Genomic DNA, 18,236 nt, shown 5'->3' on the forward strand with positions numbered 1-18,236 from the left:
ACAGTGAGTCCGCTGACGACCGCGACCTGGCGCGCCCGGGCGGATGATGGTCGGGTGAACCGCACCGATCGTCTCTACGGGCTCGTCGAGGAGCTGCGGGCGGTCTCGCCCCGGCCGCGGAGCGCGCGCCGTCTCGCCGAGCGGTTCGAGGTGTCGGTGCGGACCATCGAGCGGGACCTGTCCGCGCTGCAGCAGGCGGGTCTGCCGATCTGGGCGGAGCCCGGCCGCACGGGCGGCTATGTCATCGACGCGTCCGCGACCCTCGGGCCGGCCGGATTCACGGTGGAGGAGGCCGTCGCCGTGCTGATCGGCCTCAGCGCGCTGCAGCGCAGTCCGTTCCGGCAGGCAGCCAGGACCGCCGCCCGGAAGACGCTCGCGGTCCTGCCGGACGACGTGGCCGCCCGCGCCGGCGCGGTCGCGTCCCGGGTGCACTTCCTCGAGAGCGAGGAGGAGGCGGTCGTCCCGGCGGAGTTCGCGACGGCCCTCCGAGCGGATCGTGTCGTCCGGCTGCGCTACCGCGACAGCAGCGGCGCGGAGTCGGTCCGCGACGTCGAACCGCTCGGCTCGATCGGGAAGGAGGAGCACTGGTACCTGATCGCGTGGTGCCGGCTGCGGGAGGGGGTCCGGGCGTTCCGCGGCGACCGGATGCTGTCGGTCGAGGTGACCGACGAGCGGCCTCCGCAGCGCACCCTGCGAGCCGAGGACCTCGCGCTCCAGTACGGACGGCTGCGGTCCGTCGTCGACGACTGACCCGCTCCGGGGACGGCCGCCGCGGACCTCGCGGAGTCGCGGACGATCTTCGGAAACACCGACAGGACGGTGTCGCGACGACCGGCGAGCCTGGTGCCATCACCTCATCCCGGCCCTGAAGGAGCCCCATGTCGTTCACCTCCCTCCGCATCGTCACCGACGACCTCGACGGCCTCGTCGCCTTCTACGAGCAGGTCGTCGGCCGACCGGCCGAGCGCCCGGCGCCGGTCTTCGCGCAGTTCACGGGAGCGGGTGCGACCCTCGCGATCGCCCGCACCTCGACGGTCGCGATGCTCGACGGCGCCGTCGTCCCCGCGTCGAACCGCTCTGTCCTGCTCGAGTTCGAGGTGGCCGACGTCGACCGCGCCTTCGCCGAGCTCGCACCCCGGAGCGAGGACGTGGTGCTCCCGCCGAGCACCATGTCGTGGGGCAACCGCTCCACCCTCGTCCGCGACCCGGACGGGAACGTCGTCAATCTGTTCAGCAGGCCCGCCGGCTGATCGGGCGCACTCCGTCGGTCCGAGCACGCCCATGCCTGGCCGGTGGGACCCGACGGGGATCGCGGAGACCACCGGGGATCCTCTCTCTCGCGACGCGATCCTCCCGAGCGGGCGTGGCGTCGGGCCGAGCGCGACCGGTCTGCGGTTCGCAGGCGGGAGCACGGCGACTCCGTCCAGCGTGACGTCCCGACCGCACTCCGACCGGCGAGACGGCCACCCGCCGCCGGTGTCCTCGGCGGTACCCTCGCGGCATGACCTTCGTGAACGTCGGCACCCTCGGGGCCGTCCCCGGCAGACGCGACGAGCTCGTCGCCGTCCTCACCGAGCACAACGACGACCTCGTCGACGCCGGCTGCCTACTCTACGAGGTCGGGGTCGACGACGAGCAGCCCGACACCGTCTTCGTCGTCGAGCTGTGGGAGAGCGCCGAGGCGCATCGGGCCTCCCTCGCCCTCCCCCGGGTCCAGGCCGCGATCGCGACGGCGCGCCCGCTGCTCAGCGGCGCCTTCGGCGGCTACCGCTTCGACGCAGCAGGCTCTCCCCTCCGGAGCTGACTCGCGCCGAAGGCCTGCCGGCCGTCGGCACAGGCCGACCTGGAGTGAGCGGGCCGTCCGTCAACGGAAGACCTCTTCCTCTCCCGCCACCCCGACACCTCGAAGCGGAGCACCGTGATCAGCACGTTCCTCGTCGACCACGCCGCGCTCGTCCCGATCGCCTTCTGGATCGCGGTCGCGGTGGTCACGGCGATCGCCTGGCTGCTGCACCGGCGCGGCGCGGAAAGGTCTCTTCTCGTCCTCGCCGCGCTCGCCTTCGTCGTGGGGATCGCGCTGACCGTGTATCCGCCCGACGGGACGCCGCGGGTCTTCTGCACCGTGCAGTTCTCGGTGCCGTTCGACGGCATCGACACCCTCGCGAACATCGCGCTCCTGCTCCCCGGGGCCCTGCTGCTCGCGGTCGCGGTCGGCCGGCCCCTGCTCGTCGCCGCCGCCGTCTCCGGCCTGTCCGCCCTGATCGAGCTGGTCCAGGCGGGCGTTCCGGCGATCGGCCGCTCCTGCGACACGAACGACTGGTTCATGAACACCATCGGCGCAGTCCTCGCCGCGTTCCTCGCCGCCCTGATCCTCAGAGGGGAGAAGCGGCGCGGGCGTCGGCGAATGGTCCGCTGACACCGCCTGTCACGTCGCCCTGCTCTCGGCCGGGTGTCTCGGCGGCCGACATCAGCACGGGTCCGTCGATCCACGTCCCTGTGACGCGGACCTGCTCAGAGGACGGCCGACGCCACGGGTGCCGTCTCGGCGACGCCGAGGACGACCGGGCGCGACCGGGCGTCACCGGGTGGCGCGGTCGCGTCTGTCGACCGCCCCAGGAGCTGTCAAGTCTCTCCCCCGTCGGCCTCGGCGCTGCGCACGCTGGGGGCATGAAGCATCTCCTCTTCGCGAACAAGACGATGCTGGTCGGAGACGACGCGGCGGACGCTCTGATCGAGTACGGCGTCGCCCTCGCCGCGAGCAGCACGGCGGACCGCGTGGAGTACACCGGCATCGGCGGCGACGGCGGCACCGTGCAGTCGGTGTTCCTGCTCAACGCCGGCGCCGCTCTGGTCGCCGAGACCACTCCCTCCGATCTCCCGGAGCCGGACAACACGGCCGAGGTCGCCCGCATCCGCGAACGCACCAGGACGCTCACGGGAGTGTTCCCCGTGCAGCCGAGCGAGGACGACGTCACCTTCGACGTCGAGCTCGAGCACGGCTTCGGGCACTGACCGGCCCGCCCATGCCCTCCCTCCACGCCCCCTGGCCGACGCTCTGACCGGGGACACGGACGACGCCGAGGTCCGTCGCTGGGCGGCGTCCCGCGCCCCGCTCACGCCGGGGACGATCGCCGTGCTGCAGGCCGTCGGCTTCATCAGCGCAGCGCAGCGGGTCCCCGCCGACACGGCCCTCGCTCTCCTGCTGACGGCGGCGGAGCACGACCGGCGCGATCCGCCCGACGTGGCTCGCGATGTCCTCGCGCGCCGCCATCCCCTGGCCGATCCCGGTGACGATCGCGGCGCGTCGGTGACCCCGTGATCACCGCCCTTCCAGAGCCGTGGTCGGTCCGCCGCCGGAGGCGCTGTCTCCCGAGTCCGCGACGTGAAGCGCACCGCGCGCCGCCCGCCCCGCGCGCTGGATGCGCGCCCGCACCAGCCGCTGCAGCAGCGCGGGGTAGAGCTGAACGGCGATCGTCGACCCGAGCAGCCAGGCCGCGCCGCCCGTCGCACCCGTGACTGTCGCGGCGAGGGCGAGCGCGACTCCGACGGCCGTGCACGCGACGTGCACCGCCTCGGAGCGGCGGGTGTGCTGATCGAGAGCGGCCAGCCCCGCGCGCGTGCCGTCGAAGCCGCGCTCGCGGGTGACGAGGCGGTTCCACCCGACGACGTCGAGCAGCCGACCGAAGACGCCGACCCCGAGCGCTCGCAGCAGCGCCGGCTCGCGGCGACCCACGTCGAACCAGGACTGCTCGAGCGGACGCGTGCGCCCGCCGAAGGTCAGTGCCGCCCAGCTGGTGAGGACCATCTGCGCGACCGCGGCGAAGACCGGATGCGAGGGTCCGATCGCGGTCCAGCCGGCCGCGAGGAGGGCGGCCGCGAGGACGGTGGCGACGAGGATCCGGATCACGTCCGCTCCCTCCTGCTCGTGCTGCTGTGCTCGAGGCCAGTCCAGCAGATCCGCGGCATCCGTGCGCCGAGTCCTCCTCCGGACGCCCCGCGCCGGGCATCCACCGCCTACTCGGCAGCGCTTCCTTGACACCGCCGCCGGCCGGTCATCATCATGCAGTCACGACCGGCGGCGGCGCGCCACCGGCGTCCCGACAGGAACGGTGCACCGATGCCCACCATGCTCTTCGTCAACCTGGCCGTCGCCGATCTCGCCCGGGCGAGGGCCTTCTACGAGTCGCTCGGCTACTCGATCAACGAGGGCTTCAGCGACGAGAACGCCGTCAGCGTGGTGATCAGCGACACCATCACCGCGATGCTGCTCACGAGGGAGTTCTTCGCCGAGTTCACCAGCAAGCCGATCATCGACGCCACCACCTCGACCGAGGTGCAGCTCGCCCTCAGCGCCGACAGCAGGGAGGAGGTCGACACCCTCCACGGGAAGGCCCTCGCCGCGGGCGCGACTCCGGCCGGCGAGCAGGACCACGGGTTCATGTACTCGAAGAGCTTCGACGACCTCGACGGCCACCACTGGGACTTCGTCTGGATGGACCCGGCGGCCGCGGCGGGCGGTGCGCCGGAGCTGTCCGTCGAGGAGATCCGGGCGAACACGACGCACAGCTGAGTCACGACCCGCGGACTCCGAGCGGTCGACGTCCACGACCCGCGACGGCGCGCCCGCGCAGTCACACTCCGTCACGATCCGGCGCGCACTCCCCTCGGCCTGACAGGCTCCCGGCATCCGCCTTCAGGGCGTCTGGACAGGAGCACACCGTGACGATCACTGCACCGGCGACCACCGCGACCACCGCTGCGGCGACCACAGCGACCACTGCGGCGAGCGCCGCGACCTCGACCCCGGCGCCCGAAGACCGTGCCTCCGCGGCGGCCGGCTTCACCACGCGCCAGGTGCACGCCGGTGCCGCGCCCGACGGCGCCCACGGAGCGCGCGTCACGCCCGTGCACCTCAGCGCCGGCTTCGTGTTCGACAGCTTCGAGCACGCCCGCGAGCGGTTCGCCGGCGAGGACGAGGGCTACCTCTACACCCGCAACGGGAACCCGACCACCGAGGAGGTCGAGCGTCGGCTCGCCGATCTCGAAGGCGGCGCCGAGGCGATCCTGGTGGCGAGCGGCCAGGCGGCGACCGCCTCCGCTCTCCTGGGGATGCTGCAGGCCGGCGACCGGGTGCTCTCGTCGCGCCGCTTGTACGAGGGCAACCGCGGACTGCTGGTGCAGAACTTCGGTCGGCTCGGGATCGGCGTGGACTTCGTCGACGACGCGTCGGACCTCGGCGAGTGGGAACGGCGGATCGGGCCCGACACCCGGGTCCTCTTCGGCGAGCCGATCCCGAACCCGAAGAACGATCTGCTGGACCTCCCGGCGCTGGCCGCGATCGCGCATCGGCACGGGCTGCCGTTCGTGGTCGACAACACGCTCGCGACCCCGTACCTCCTCCGCCCGATCGAGCACGGGGCCGACGTGGTCGTGCACTCGACCAGCAAGTTCCTCGCCGGGCACGGCTCCGCCCTCGGCGGCGTGATCGTCGACGCCGGCACGTTCGACTGGGCGGCGCGCCCCGCGCTCTTCCCGCACCTCAACCAGGAGGAGCGGTCGTTCGGCGGCCGCAGCTGGACCGAGCAGCACGGCCGGCGCGCCTTCGTCTCGTACACGCGGGACATCGTGGTCTCCCGCCTCGGACCGACGCCGTCACCGCTGAACTCCTTCCTGCTGCGGCAGGGCGTCGAGACGCTGTCGCTGCGGGTCGAGCGGCACTCCGCGAACGCCCTCGCCGTCGCCCGCTTCCTCGAGGGGCGGCCCGAGGTCGTGTCGGTCGACTACTCCGGCCTGGAGTCGAGCCCGTCGTTCGCCCTCGCGCAGCGGCTGCTCCCCCGCGGGCAGGGCTCCGTCTTCTCCTTCACCGTGGCCGGAGGCGAGGCGGGCGCGGCCGCCTTCATCGACGCCGTCGAGCTGTTCAGCCACATGACCCACCTCGGCGACGTGCGCTCGCTGGTGCTGCATCCCGCGTCGACCACCCACGCCGGACGCACCCCCGCCGAGCGCGCCGCCGCCGGGATCCACCCCGGGCTCCTCCGGCTGTCGATCGGGATCGAGGACGTCGACGACCTCCTCCGCGACCTCGAGCGCGGGCTCACCGCGGTGCGCGAACGCGCCCTCCCCGCGCTCGCGGAGGTGTGAGCGTGGCGCGCCGTCAGCACTTCGGCTGGTTCTTCTCCCGGGGCTTCGGACCGCAGGGATGGGGGCACCCCTACCGGGAGTGGAACCACGACTGGACGAAGCCCGGCCTCTACCAGCAGTCGGCCCGCGAGCTGGAGCAGGCCGGCTTCGAGCTGATCGTGATGGAGGACGCCGTCTCGCTCGGCTCCCCGGAGACGCTCGACCTGCGGGTGCGGGGAGCGTACGGCGGGCCGAAGCACGATCCGCTCCTCCTGGCGCCGTACCTGTTCGCAGCGACCGAGCGGATCGGGCTGGCACCGACGATCAACGCCGGCATCACGCCCCCGTACCTCGCCGCCCGGCAGGCGGCGACCCTTCAGCACCTCAGCTCCGACCGCTTCGGGATCAACCTGGTCACCGACGTCGGCAGCGCCCGCCACGTGGGGCTGGAGCCGCTGTCGCACGACGCGGCCTACGACCGGGCCGACGAGTGGATGGCGGTCGTCCGCCGGCTCTGGCACAGCTGGGGCGAGGGCGCGCTGGTCGCCGACCCCGGGTCGGGCCGCTACGCCGACGGCACCCGGATCGACGCGTTCCGGCACCGCGGGGAGCACTTCCGCGTGGACGGCCCCCTCAACGCCGTCCCCTTCGAGAACGGCGACCCGATCGTGGTCTCCCCCGGCGGCTCGCCCCGCGGGCTGGCCTTCGCCGGCACGCAGTCGGACGTGCAGCTCGCTCTCGCACCGCTGGAGGCCCGGGCGGTGCGCGACTACCGGACGCGCGTGCTCGCCGCGGCCGAGCAGCACGGGCGGACGGCGGATGACCTGCGCGTGCTCTTCGTCGTGAAGCCCGAGATCGTGTCGAGCCCGGAGGAGGCCGCGCGCGTCGTCGAGGCGTCGCGCCACCCCGACGAGGACGCGCTGCGGCGGATCGCGCTCGGCTGGTCGAGCGACCTGGAGACCGACCTCACCGGGCTGAACCTGGACCTCCCCGTCCCGCGGTCGGTGTTCGGCGAGCACGTCTCGCACGGCACCATCGCCGGCCTGTACGGCGGCACGGAGGACGCTCCGCTGCGGGAGCTGCTCACCAGGAAGGCGCGCAAGGGCCGCGTCGCCGAGCGCGCCGGCTTCGTCGGCACCGCGGAGGAGTTCGCCGACTTCGTCGAGGAGCTCGGCGACGACGGCGGCAGCGACGGGCTCCTCCTCTCCGGGGACCTGCACCCGGTCACCCTGCACCGGATGCTCGACGACCTCGTCCCCGTCCTGCGCCGCCGCGGGATCCTCCGCGACGAGCTCGCTCCCGGCGGGACCCGCGCCAACCTCTTCGGGACGTAGGGGGGGGGTCCGCCCCGTCTCACTCCGGATCCTGCGACCGGCCGGGCACCGGGCGGAAGGATCCGTGCTCGATCTCGTGGGCGAGCTGCACCGCCTCGACACGCGAGGCCGCCCGGTCCACCGCCGGCGGCCCGGCCTCATCGGGGGTGCAGAGGGAGCGGAGGCGCTGAATGACGGCTCCTCGCCACTGTCGTGCGATGCCGCCCGCCTCGGTGCTCCGCCGTCCCACCTCGTCGAGTCCCCGCGAAGGCGCTCCGCCGTTCACACAGCGGCCCGCACGGCTTCGAGCGCCTCGAGGAGGAGGGGACGCGGCATGGCGAAGACGAGACGCACGTGGTCGGCGTAGCCGGCGCCGCACAGGCGTCCGGAGGTGAGCGTCACTCCCGCCTCGCGCTGCAGGTGCTGCGCGGGATCGGCGAGGCCGAGAGCACCCAGGTCGAACCAGGCGAGATACGTCGCCTCCGGGGTGCGGTGCCCGATCCGGGGCAGCTCGGAGGCGAGGAAGTCGGCGATGAGGCGCCGGTTGCCGTCGAGGTAGTCGACGACCTCGTCGAGCCACGCTCCGCCCTCCCGGTAGGCGGCCGTCGAGGCGATCACGCCGAGATTCGAAGCGCCGTGCTGCACCGCGAACCCGAAGCGCGAGTAGACGTCCTCGTCTGCGTCGTTCGTGGTGATCAGCTGCGCGGCCTTCAGGCCGGGGATGTTCCACGCCTTCGAGGCGCTCGTTCCGGTGACGGAATGCCGGGCGGCCTCCTCCGAGACCGAGGCGTAAGGGATGTGGGGGACGCCGTCGAACCGCAGCGGCGCGTGGATCTCGTCGGCGAAGACCCGCCCGCCGTGGCGCTCGACGACAGCGGCGAGACCTTCGAGCTCGGACCGCGGCAGGACCGAGCCCGTCGGGTTGTGCGGATTGCAGAGCACCAGGGTGCCCGCTCCCTGCGCGAAGGCCTCATCGATCCCGTCGAGGTCGTGCTCCCAGCGGCCGTCGACGATCGTTCCCGGGACCTCGATCACCTCGCGTCCGATGGCCGACAGGTAGGTGAGGAACGGCATGTAAGCGGGGGTAGGCACGATCACCGGTGAGCCGGGGCGGGAGAACTCGGTGACGGCCACTCCGAGCGCGGCCATGACATCCGAGACGGAGTGCACGCGGGCGGGGTCGACCGTCCACGCGTACTGCTCAGCGAGGTACTCCGCGGCGGCCTCGCCCAGCTCGCCCGCAGTCGAGGGGGACAGATAGCCCAGCACGTCGCCGGCCACGGCGTCGTGGAGTGCCCTCCGAACGGCCGGCGCCGTACCGAAGTCCATCTCGGCGACCCAGGCTCCGATGGTGCCGGGGCGGAGGCTCCACTTGCGGCTCGTCGGGCGGTCGAGTCGTTCGCGCGTGAGCGAGTCGAACAGGTGCATGGGAGTCCTCGGGGAAGCGGGCGGAGGGCGCCCCGCTGGTCGATCGGGGCGCCCGAGGCGGGGGCGGCTCAGCTGTTGTCGAGCGGGAGCCCGGGCGGGTTCACCAGGGCCTCGTCCACGGCCTCGTCCTGCAGGCCGTAGGCCGACAGCCAGTCCTGGTACTGACCGTTCCCGATGAGGTAGCCGAGGGCCTGGGCGATCGGCTCGGCGAGTCCGGAGTCCTTCTTCACAGTCGCCGCGATCAGCCCGTCGAGCGATTCGCCCGCTCCGGAGAACGTGCCGGCGTTGCGGGTCGGGTCGGCGCCGTCCTCCAAGATCCGGTTCTGGTAGACCGTCGTCGGGTTGGGCCCGAAGTAGGCGTCGATCCGGCCGGAGCCGAGAGCGAGAGTGACGGAGTTGGCATCGGGCAGTCGCGTGATCTCCAGGGACCTGCCCTCGGACTGCAGACGGGCCTGCCACTCGAGCAGGATCTTCTCCTGGTTGGTGCCGCTGCTGACCGCGACGGTGAGTCCGTCGAGGTTCTCGTAGTCGCCGTCGAACTCCCAGTCGTTCGAGGCGAGGACCTGGAACGCGAGGGTGTCGGCGCGGTAGGAGGCGAAGTCGTACTTCTCCTTGCGCTTCTCCGTGACGGTGATGTTCGAGAAGCCGACGTCGCTGCCTCCGGTGTCGATGCCCACGAAGAGGTTGTCCCAGGTGGAGTTCTCCACCTCGGGCTGCAGCCCGAGGACGGCGGCGACGAGGCGGCCGAGATCGGGCTCCGAGCCGGTGAGGGTCTCGGTGTCGGTCCCGGTGAACGCGAGCGGAGGGAAGCCTGCGGGGAGAGCGCCGACGCCGATCGTCAGGGTCCCGCGGTCGAGGATCTCCTGCGGCAGCGTGCCGCGGATCTCGTCGACGACCGGCACGTCGATGTCCGTCTCGGTCGCCGCTCCGTTGGAGAGGGCACCCACGGTGACGGTGGTGGTGCCGGAGGCGGCTCCCGGGGAGGCCGGGTCGGAGGCGGCGGCACCGGAGCAGGCCGCGAGGCCCGTCGTCAGCGCGGCGGCAGCGAGAAGCGCCCCGACTCTGGTCCAACGAGTGATGTGCGGTCTGGTCATGATTCGATTCCTGTGTCTGTCGTGCGGATGGAGAGGAGGAGGAGTGCGGGGGCTCAGCCGAGGACTCGGCCGAGGAAGTCGCGGGTCCGCGGATTCTGCGGGCGGTCGAGGACCTCGCTCGGGCTGCCCTGCTCGACGACGAGGCCGTCGTCGACGAACACCACCCGGTCGGCGACCTCGCGGGCGAAGCCGATCTCGTGGGTCACGACGATGAGGGTGCGGCCGCTCTCGGCCAGCGACCGGATGACCTGCAGCACCTCCCCGACGAGCTCGGGATCGAGAGCCGAGGTCGGCTCGTCGAAGAGGATCACCTCGGGGTCGAGCGCGAGCGCACGCGCGATGGCCACGCGCTGCTGCTGGCCGCCGGAGAGCTGCCTCGGATAGGCCGCCGCCTTGTCGGCGAGACGGACGTGCTCGAGCAGGGCGCGTGCCCGCTCGCGGGCCTCCGCGGGCGGCTGCCCCTGCGAGATCGGCGCCTCGGTGACGTTCTCGAGGATCGTCAGGTGCGGGAAGAGGTTGAAGCTCTGGAAGACGAAGCCGATCCTCGCCCTCTGGCGCAGGATCTCCTTCTCGCGCAGCTCCTTGAGCCGACCGCCGCGCAGCCGCACCCCGATCAGCTCGCCGTTCACGGAGACGAACCCCTCGTCGAGCTTCTCGAGATGGTTGATCGCCCGCAGCAGGGTCGACTTGCCCGAGCCGCTCGGACCGAGGATGACCGTGACGGTGCCCGCCTCGACGCGCAGGTCGACTCCCCGGAGCACGGTCCGGTCGCCGTAGGACTTGGTCGCGTTGTGGATCTCGATGGCGGCGGTCATCGCGCACTCCTCAGGCCGGCGAGCGAGCGCCGCACCCGCTGGAGGGGCGTGGGCGCGAGCTCCCGGTGCGCGCCGCGGGCGTAGAAGCGCTCGATGTAGAACTGCACGACCGAGATCGCCGAGGTCAGCACCAGGTACCAGATCGTCGCGACGACGAGCAGGGGGATGATGTCCGTCGGGTACGTGCTGCTGAGGTTCTGAGCGACCCCGAACAGGTCGAGCAGCGAGACGTAGAACAGCAGCGAGCTCGCCTTCAGCAGGCCGATGATCTGGTTCACGTAGGCGGGCACGATCGAGCGGAGCGCCTGCGGGAGGACGATGCGGGTGAACTGGCGGCGCTGCGGGATCCCGAGCGCCTTCGCCGCTTCGTGCTGCCCCTGATCGACCGCGAGCACCCCGGAACGGACGACCTCGGCGCTGTAGGCGATCTCGGACAGGCTCAGGCCGATCACGCCGAGGGCGAGCGGAGGCAGCAGCGACAGCGTCGGCACCGACCACTGCGGACCGAAGGGGATGCCGATGCCGACGGTCGGATACAGGTTGCCGAGATTGAACAGGAAGATGAGGACGAGGATCAGCGGCACCGAGCGGAACAGCCAGATGTAGACCCAGCTGAGCGTCGACAGCACCGGATTGCCCGAGAGCCGGGCTACGGCGACGACGATGCCTCCGACGAAGCTGATCACGGCGCTGATGGCGGTGGCGAGGAGCGTCAGCTGCAGCCCCTTCAGGATCGCCGGACTGAAGAGCCAGGTCCCGACCTTCGGCCACTCCCACGACGGGTTCGTGAAGAGGGTCTGTCCGGCGTTCAGCAGGAGCACGAGGACCAGTGCGGCGACCACCCAGCGCACCGGGTGGCGCAGCGGCAGCACCGGCCGCTCGCCGAGTCGGGCGAGGTCGATGCCTCCGGGAAGGGGGCCGGACGTGTCCCGCTGTCGAGGCGGCGCGATCGTGCCGCTCATGAGGCACGCCCCGTGACGCCACCGCGCAGGCGTGCTCCGCCGTCGGGCAGGGACGCGGTGAGCTGCGCGAAGGAGTCGTCGTGCGCGGTCCGGATCCTCGCGACGTCGAGCGGCCGATCGGTGAGCGTCCGCGCATAGCCGTGCAGGACGACCACCTCCGGAGGCTGGGTCACGTCGTAGAGCGGTGTGTAGCCCGCGGTGAGGTAGAGCCGCTGCGCCTCCGGCTGGAGCGGCCCGGTCGTGAGGTAGACGGTCGAGTAGCCGAGCCGGCGGGCCTCCGCCTCGAGCTCTGCGACCACGCGCAGGGCGAGTCCCTGCCGACGGTGCGCCGAGGATGTCCAGATGCGCTTGAGCTCGGCGGTCGTGTCGTCGAATCTCTTCAGCGCGCCTCCGGCGATCGCGGTGCCGTCGCGCAGAAGCAGGACGAAGGATCCCTCCGGCGGGGCGAACACCTCGCTCGGGTAGCGCGCGAGCTCGGCCGATGCCGGCTCGCCCCAGGCGGTGCCGTAGCGGGTGTCGTACTCGCGCTCGAGCTCGTCGAGCAGGGGCCGGGCCCGCGGGTCATCGGCCCGCACATGGACGAACTCGTCGGCCGCGACGGTGTCAGACGAGGACACGAGCGGCCTCCTCGGCGGCCTGGGCGGCCGCGGCGTCGCGTCGAGCGACCTCCTCGCGCACCAGCGGTATCACGTGGCGACCGAAGTCGAGGGTGTCGTCGACGTAGTCGTAGCCGCGCGCCGAGATGATGTCGACCCCGAGATCGACGTAGTCGAGCAGCGCGGCGGCCACCGTCTCCGGCGTCCCGACGAGGGCGTTCGAGTTGCCGCGCGCTCCCGCGGCGACTCCCGCCCTGGTCCAGAGCGCGCGATCGAAACGGTCGCCTGCGGCGGCGATCGCGAGGAGGCGCTGCGAGCCGGTGTTCTCCGGCGCGGCGAGGCCTCCGGGGGCGGTCTCGCGGGTGCGCGCCTCGATGCGGCGGAGGATCCCCTCCGCCTTCTCCCAGGCCTGCTCCTCGGTGGCCCCGAGGATGGGTCGGAAGGCGACCTGGATGCGCGGCGCGACGTCGCGGCCGGCCGCCGCCGCCGCCTCCCGGATGCTGCGGATCTGCTCGGCGGTGTCCCGCAGCGGCTCGCCCCAGAGTGCGTAGACGTCGCTCTCGGCGGCACCGACGGACAGAGCGGCGGGAGAGGAGCCTCCGAACGAGATCTGCGGCCGAGGCTGCTGCACCGGCCAGACGTCGCTGACGAACCGGGAGAAGCGGTAGTGCTCCCCGACGTGATCGAACGGCTCACGGGTCGTCCAGACCTGCTTGACGATCCTGATGTACTCGGCGGTGCGCGCGTAGCGCTCGTCCTTGCTCAGGTAGTCGCCCTCCGCGGCCTGGTCCGCGTCCGACCCGCCCGTGATCACGTGGACGCTCAGGCGGCCTCCACTCAGCTGATCGAGGGTCGCGAAGGCTTTCGCCGCGACCGTGGGGTAGGAGACGTTGGGCCGGTGCGCCAGCAGCAGCTGGATGCGCTCGAGCCGCGACGCGATGAAAGCGGCGGCGACGGCGGGGTCGGGGGCTCCGGAGTGGTAGGCGAACAGGATGCGGTCCCACCCGCTGTCCTCATGAGCCGCGGCCAGACGCACCGTGTACTCCGGGTCGAAGCTCGCGCCGCTGCGTGCTCGTGTCTCGCTGCCGTCGTTGAGCGCGGCGATGCCGAGGAATTCGATGGGCACTCGAGGCTCCTGCCTGTCGGGGCGCACCGTTCTGCACGCCGTGGGGGCCGACGCTAGGGTCCGCGGCCACCCGGCTCCAACCCGCCGCTACACACTTCTTCACATCGTCACGAGTCGTCACAGAGCGGCGTCCTCACGGGGGAAGGGTCATCGTGGACGCATGTCAGCGCCATCGGACGGGACCCGCTCCCTCGTGATCGTCGGGGGAGGTCCCCGCGCGGTCGGGGTCCTCGAGCGCCTCGCCGCGAACGCCGCCGAGGACGCCCTCGGGCCGGCCGCGCTCGTCGTCCACGTCGTCGACCCGTACCCCGTCGGCCCCGGCCGGATCTGGCGCTACGAGCAGTCGCCGCTGCTGAAGCTCAACTCGCTCGCAGCCGACGTGACGATGTTCACCGACGCGAGCGCGACGATCGAGGGGCCGGTGCGCCCCGGACCCTCGCTGATCGAGTGGGCGGAGGCGGTGCGGGCCGGCCGGATCGCGCTCGCAGAGGGCGACGAAGCCGTGCGCCGCGAGCTCGACGGGCTCCGCGCCGACAGCTTCCCCACCCGCCGGCTGCAGAGCCTCTATCTGCGCTGGTTCCACCGGGAGGCGCTCGCCGCTCTCCGCCCTGACGTCGAGGTCCGCGAGCACGCGGCGCGCGTCGTCGAGGTGCTCGGCCGCGACGACGGTGCGCAGCGGGTCGTCCTCGACTCCGGCGACGTGATCGAGGCGGACCTGGTCCTGTTCTCGCTCGGGCACAGCGGCGCTCTGCCGACGGTCGACGAGACCCGGCTGGCCGGGTTCGCCGAGCGCCACGGCCTCGCCTACCTGCCGCCGTCGTTCACGGCCGACGCCGACCTCGGATCCCTCCGCGCCGGACACGACGTGATCGTGCGCGGCCTCGGCCTCGTCGCGGTCGACCTCCTGGTGCTGCTCACCGAGGGCCGGGGCGGCCGCTTCGAACGGGACGACGCCGGCGGACTGCGCTACCACCCGTCGGGACGTGAGCCGCGCATCCTGATCGGCAGCCGCCGCGGGGTCCCCTACCACTCGAAGATCGGCTCGACGCTCCAGGGAGCCGCGCCCGAGCCCCGCTGGTTCTCGGCGTCCGTCGTCGAGGAGCTGCGCTCGCGACACCGCCCGCTCGACTTCAGCGAGGACGTCTGGCCCCTGATCGCCCAGGAGATGCTCTGGGGCTACTACCGTGAGCTCTTCACCGGGCACCCCGACCGGGTGAGCACCGACTGGACGCACTTCTCGGAGGTGTTCTCGCGGCTCGACCCGCGCGCCTCGGTCCTCGCCGGCTCCCGCGGCCCGCGACCCGAAGCGGGACAGGGGTACGCTCTCCCCGCACTCGGGGCCGACGCCGAGCGGGTCCTCGGAGATGCGCGGACCCTGACCGCGCTCGTCGCGGACACTGTGCCGGACAGCCTCGACAGGCTGCTCCTCCCCGATCTCGACCGCCCGTTCGCCGATGTGCGGTTCGCCGACGGCTCGGCGCTGCAGGAGGCGGTGCGCGCCTACATCCGGGACGACCTGGCTCTGCGCAGCGGGCAGGAGCACAGCGCCACGATGGCGCTCTTCCTCGCGCTTCTGCGCAGCCACTTCCTCGTCGCCGATCTCACCGCGTCCGCGAGGTGGACGCCCCGCTCGCGGATCGAGGATCTGCACGGATGGTGGCTCGGCTGGTTCAGCTTCCTCGCGAGCGGGCCGCCCGCGCACCGTCTCGAGGAGCTGCTCGCACTCTCGGACGCGGGCGTCGTCGACTTCCTCGGCCCGGGCATCCGTGTGGAGACCTCCGAAGAGGAGGGCCGCTTCGTCGCGAGCGGCGGGGCGACCGATCAGGTCGTCCTCGCTGACGCTCTCGTCGACGCGCGCCTCCCCCGGACGTCCGTTGCGAGGAGTGACGACGCGCTGATGCGAGCGCTCGTCGCGTCGGGGTCGGCGGTCGAGGACCTCGTCGACGTCGGCGACACTCTCCTGTCGACCGGGAGGCTGCGCGTGCACCAGGACGACACCCTGCTGCGCTCGACGGCGGGAGGCCGCGTCGGCCGCCGGTACGCGATCGGCCCGTACACCGACTCGCCGTTCGTCGGCGCCTTCTCCCGGCCGGGCACGAACGCGGTGTCGTTCCGCGAGAACGACAAGGTCGCGCGCGCGCTGCTGCGCCGCCTCCGCGCACTCGACGACGAGGAGCTCGTCCGAGCCGGCACCCTGATCCGAGGAGCACGATGACCGCCGCCCCACCCCTCAGCCTCGCCGTCGCCCTTGAGGGCGCCGGCTGGCACCCCGCGTCCTGGCGCGAGCCTGGCGCCCGTCCCGACGCGCTCTTCACCGGCGCGTACTGGGCGGACATCGTGCAGCGGGCGGAGCGCGGCGGGATCGACTTCGTGACGATCGAGGACTCCTTCGCCCTGCAATCGGCGGACCCCTTCCTGGCCGACGACCGCACCGACGAGGTCCGCGGCCGGCTCGACGCGCTGCTGATCGCCTCCTACGTCGCCCCCCTCACGAGCCGCATCGGGCTCGTGCCCACGGTCACCGTGACGCACACGGAGCCCTTCCACGTGTCGAAGGCCGTCGCGACGCTCGACCACCTGAGCCGGGGGCGGGGCGGTTGGCAGGTCAGGGTGTCGTCACGCGTCGACGAAGCCTCGCACGTCGGACGACGAATCGCGGCGATCGTGCCGCCGGAGCCGGGCACGCCCCTTCTCGAGGACCCCGCGATCCGCGCCGTCGTCGACGAGCTCTTCGAGGAGGCGGCCGACGCCGTCGAGGTCGCACGGAGACTCTGGGACAGCTGGGAGGACGACGCCGAGATCCGCGACGTCGCCACCGATCGCTTCCTCGACGCCGACAAGGTGCACCGCGTCGACTTCGCAGGACGCTGGTTCTCGGTGCGCGGCCCCGCGATCACTCCCCGGCCGCCGCAGGGGCAGCCCGTCGTCGCCGCGCTCGCACACGCCGACATCCCGTACCGTTTCGCCGCGCGCTCGGCCGACGTCGTGTTCGCGACGCCTCAGAACGCAGCGGACGCCGAGAGGATCCTCCAGGAGATCGCCGAGGCGGAGCGCGGGGCGGGGCGCACGGGCGAGCGCCTGCGGGTCCTCGCCGACCTCGTCGTCGTCCTCGACACCCCGGCGGAGTCCGCCGCGGCCAGACTCTCGCGCCTCGACGCTCTCGGCCGACCGCTCACCGGCGACGCCGCCGTCGCCGCCGGGTCGGCCGCGTCCGTCGCCGACCGCATCGCCGAGCTCTCACGGCTCGGCTACGACGGCGTCCGCCTCCGACCCGCGGTTCTCGCCACCGATCTGCCGCTGATCGCCGACGACCTCGTGCCCGAGCTGCGCCGACGCGGTCTGCTCGTCGGGACGGAGGAGGGCCGCACCCTCCGCTCAGCCCTGGGCCTGCCCACGTCGATCCCGAACCGCTACGCCTCCGAGGAGCAGTCATGACGCGGCGACCGAAGCAGATCGTCCTCGCCGCCTACGTGGGCGGGGTGAACGAGCACACCCTGTGGGAGCACCCCGACGCCGGCAGCCAGGTCGACTTCTCGACGTTCCGCCGCGTCGCAGAGACCGCGGAGCGCGGGCGGTTCGACTACTTCTTCCTCGCCGAGGGTCTGGCCCTGCGGGAGCGCGCGGGGCGCCCGTTCGACCATGACATCGCCGGACGACCGGACACTCTGCCGCTCCTCGCCGCGCTGGCCGCGGTCACGGAGCACATCGGCCTGGTCGGCACGCTCAACGCGACGTTCAACGAGCCCTTCGAGCTCGCCCGTCAGATCGCGACCCTCGACCACCTCTCAGGCGGACGAGCGGGGTGGAACGTGGTCACGTCCTTCGACGCCTTCACGGGCGCGAACTTCCGCCGCGGCGGCTTCCTCGACCGCGCCGACCGCTACGCCCGTGCCGAGGAGGCCGTCCGCGCGGTGACGACGCTCTGGGACACCTGGACCTCCGACGCCGTGCGAGCCGATGCCCCCTCCGGCGAGTTCCTCGCCGACTCGTCGACGGGGTCGTTCGCCGTCTCGAGCAGCCAGTTCGACGTCTCCGGCCGTTTCACCGTGCCGCGCAGCCCGCAGGGCCGCCCGGTGATCGTGCAGGCGGGCGTCTCTCCGCAGGGTCGCGACTTCGCGGCGTCGAGCGCCGACGTGATCTTCTCCCCCTACCACCGGGGACCTGAGGCGCACGAGTTCGCGCGCGACATCGCGGCCCGGGTCGCGGCGGCGGGTCGCCCGGCCGGCTCCGTGCGGATCCTCCCGTCAGCCGCCGTCGTCCTCGGCGGCACCGCTGCGGAGGCGGAGGAGAGAGCGCGGTGGATCCGCGATCAGCAACTCACACCGCGCACGATCCAGGTGCTCTTCGAGCAGGTCTGGAACCGGGACCTGTCGGGCTTCGACGTCGACGGGCCGGTACCCGATCTCGAGCCCGACCTCGAGGCGCCGCCGCTGATCGAGGGCCGCGCACTGATCCACGGTGATCGCGCGGGGACCGTGCGCGCCTGGCGTGCGCTCGCTCAGGAGCGCGACCTCACCCTCCGCGGTCTCGCCGAGACCGTCTTCGACCGCACGGAGTACGTGGGCACGGCTGAGCAGGTCGCCGACCGTCTCGACGAGTTCGTGCAGAGCGGAGGCGGCGACGGGGTCGTCCTCGGATCGCACCTGCACCCGGGTGGTCTGGACGAGTTCGTCGACCGCGTCGTGCCGCTGCTGCAGGAGCGCGGTTCGCTGCGCACCGAGTACGAGGGCACGACCCTGCGGGAGAACCTCGGCCTGGAGATCCCCGCCCGGCCGTGACCTC

At 72.5% G+C, this 18,236-nt stretch carries 19 protein-coding genes; 12 read left to right on the top strand and 7 right to left on the bottom strand.

The window, feature by feature from the left end; all coding sequences use genetic code 11:
• Window positions 1-54: 54 nt before the first annotated feature.
• The 6 genes from C5B93_RS03750 (at window position 55) to C5B93_RS03775 (ending at window position 3,319) form a co-directional block, all read left to right on the top strand.
• The gene (locus tag C5B93_RS03750) at window positions 55-750 is read left to right on the top strand and encodes a YafY family protein (protein ID WP_104262256.1); all 696 of its coding nucleotides are present in this window, start codon (window positions 55-57) and stop codon (window positions 748-750) included.
• 128 nt (window positions 751-878) lie between these two features.
• Window positions 879-1,250, top strand: a complete 372-nt coding sequence (locus C5B93_RS03755; protein ID WP_104291806.1) for a VOC family protein — start codon at window positions 879-881, stop codon at window positions 1,248-1,250.
• A gap of 251 nt (window positions 1,251-1,501) precedes the next feature.
• Window positions 1,502-1,804, top strand: coding sequence for a putative quinol monooxygenase (locus C5B93_RS03760; RefSeq protein WP_104226533.1), 303 nt, complete (start codon window positions 1,502-1,504; stop codon window positions 1,802-1,804).
• A gap of 114 nt (window positions 1,805-1,918) precedes the next feature.
• On the top strand, window positions 1,919-2,416 hold the full coding sequence (locus C5B93_RS03765) for a VanZ family protein (protein WP_104291807.1): 498 nt from the start codon (window positions 1,919-1,921) through the stop codon (window positions 2,414-2,416).
• A gap of 251 nt (window positions 2,417-2,667) precedes the next feature.
• Window positions 2,668-3,012 (top strand): hypothetical protein, encoded by a 345-nt coding sequence (locus C5B93_RS03770; protein WP_104291808.1) that lies wholly within the window; start codon window positions 2,668-2,670, stop codon window positions 3,010-3,012.
• A gap of 121 nt (window positions 3,013-3,133) precedes the next feature.
• On the top strand, window positions 3,134-3,319 hold the full coding sequence (locus tag C5B93_RS03775; RefSeq protein WP_104247105.1) for a hypothetical protein: 186 nt from the start codon (window positions 3,134-3,136) through the stop codon (window positions 3,317-3,319).
• On the opposite strand, the gene C5B93_RS03780 is transcribed toward C5B93_RS03775, so the two are convergent.
• Window positions 3,320-3,907, bottom strand: coding sequence for a hypothetical protein (locus C5B93_RS03780; protein WP_104291809.1), 588 nt, complete (start codon window positions 3,905-3,907; stop codon window positions 3,320-3,322).
• Window positions 3,908-4,117: 210 nt separating this feature from the next.
• Here C5B93_RS03780 and C5B93_RS03785 point away from each other — a divergent pair, with 210 nt between their 5' ends.
• From C5B93_RS03785 to C5B93_RS03795, 3 genes are all read left to right on the top strand, one after another.
• Window positions 4,118-4,570, top strand: coding sequence for a VOC family protein (locus C5B93_RS03785; protein WP_104250854.1), 453 nt, complete (start codon window positions 4,118-4,120; stop codon window positions 4,568-4,570).
• 284 nt (window positions 4,571-4,854) lie between these two features.
• A complete protein-coding gene (locus tag C5B93_RS03790; RefSeq protein ID WP_104291849.1) occupies window positions 4,855-6,141 on the top strand; it encodes an O-acetylhomoserine aminocarboxypropyltransferase/cysteine synthase family protein in 1,287 nt (428 codons plus the stop codon).
• A gap of 2 nt (window positions 6,142-6,143) precedes the next feature.
• Window positions 6,144-7,454 (top strand): LLM class flavin-dependent oxidoreductase, encoded by a 1,311-nt coding sequence (locus tag C5B93_RS03795; RefSeq protein WP_104291810.1) that lies wholly within the window; start codon window positions 6,144-6,146, stop codon window positions 7,452-7,454.
• A gap of 261 nt (window positions 7,455-7,715) precedes the next feature.
• Here the strand turns inward: C5B93_RS03795 and C5B93_RS03800 are convergent, their stop codons facing one another.
• From C5B93_RS03800 to C5B93_RS03825, 6 genes are all read right to left on the bottom strand, one after another.
• Window positions 7,716-8,861, bottom strand: coding sequence for a MalY/PatB family protein (locus C5B93_RS03800; protein WP_104291811.1), 1,146 nt, complete (start codon window positions 8,859-8,861; stop codon window positions 7,716-7,718).
• 68 nt (window positions 8,862-8,929) lie between these two features.
• Entirely contained in the window at window positions 8,930-9,955 is a 1,026-nt protein-coding gene (locus C5B93_RS03805; RefSeq protein WP_104257613.1) for a transporter substrate-binding domain-containing protein, read from the bottom strand.
• A 53-nt stretch (window positions 9,956-10,008) separates the two neighbouring features.
• Window positions 10,009-10,770: an amino acid ABC transporter ATP-binding protein gene (locus C5B93_RS03810; RefSeq protein WP_104223287.1), complete on the bottom strand. Its 762-nt coding sequence runs from the start codon at window positions 10,768-10,770 to the stop codon at window positions 10,009-10,011.
• Complete coding sequence (locus C5B93_RS03815) at window positions 10,767-11,732, bottom strand: amino acid ABC transporter permease (RefSeq protein WP_104291812.1); 966 nt, start codon at window positions 11,730-11,732, stop codon at window positions 10,767-10,769. Before C5B93_RS03815 ends, C5B93_RS03810 begins: the two co-directional genes overlap by 4 nt.
• Window positions 11,729-12,349 (bottom strand): GNAT family N-acetyltransferase, encoded by a 621-nt coding sequence (locus C5B93_RS03820; RefSeq protein ID WP_219812286.1) that lies wholly within the window; start codon window positions 12,347-12,349, stop codon window positions 11,729-11,731. The genes C5B93_RS03815 and C5B93_RS03820 overlap by 4 nt, the downstream gene beginning before the upstream one ends.
• Window positions 12,336-13,454, bottom strand: coding sequence for an LLM class flavin-dependent oxidoreductase (locus tag C5B93_RS03825; protein WP_104223289.1), 1,119 nt, complete (start codon window positions 13,452-13,454; stop codon window positions 12,336-12,338). The genes C5B93_RS03820 and C5B93_RS03825 overlap by 14 nt, the downstream gene beginning before the upstream one ends.
• A 160-nt stretch (window positions 13,455-13,614) precedes the next feature.
• Here C5B93_RS03825 and C5B93_RS03830 point away from each other — a divergent pair, with 160 nt between their 5' ends.
• Genes C5B93_RS03830 through C5B93_RS03840 form a run of 3 tightly spaced genes read left to right on the top strand, consistent with a single transcriptional unit; the run spans window position 13,615 to window position 18,232 of the window.
• Window positions 13,615-15,669 carry an FAD/NAD(P)-binding domain-containing protein gene (locus C5B93_RS03830; protein ID WP_104291813.1) on the top strand — a complete coding sequence of 685 codons (2,055 nt, stop codon included), beginning with the start codon at window positions 13,615-13,617 and terminating at the stop codon, window positions 15,667-15,669.
• Window positions 15,666-16,889, top strand: coding sequence for an LLM class flavin-dependent oxidoreductase (locus tag C5B93_RS03835; protein WP_104226542.1), 1,224 nt, complete (start codon window positions 15,666-15,668; stop codon window positions 16,887-16,889). The genes C5B93_RS03830 and C5B93_RS03835 overlap by 4 nt, the downstream gene beginning before the upstream one ends.
• A complete protein-coding gene (locus C5B93_RS03840; protein WP_104223292.1) occupies window positions 16,886-18,232 on the top strand; it encodes an NtaA/DmoA family FMN-dependent monooxygenase in 1,347 nt (448 codons plus the stop codon). Before C5B93_RS03835 ends, C5B93_RS03840 begins: the two co-directional genes overlap by 4 nt.
• Window positions 18,233-18,236 lie beyond the last annotated feature (4 nt).

This window comes from Rathayibacter sp. AY1A2, assembly GCF_002930935.1.
GTDB lineage: Bacteria > Actinomycetota > Actinomycetes > Actinomycetales > Microbacteriaceae > Rathayibacter.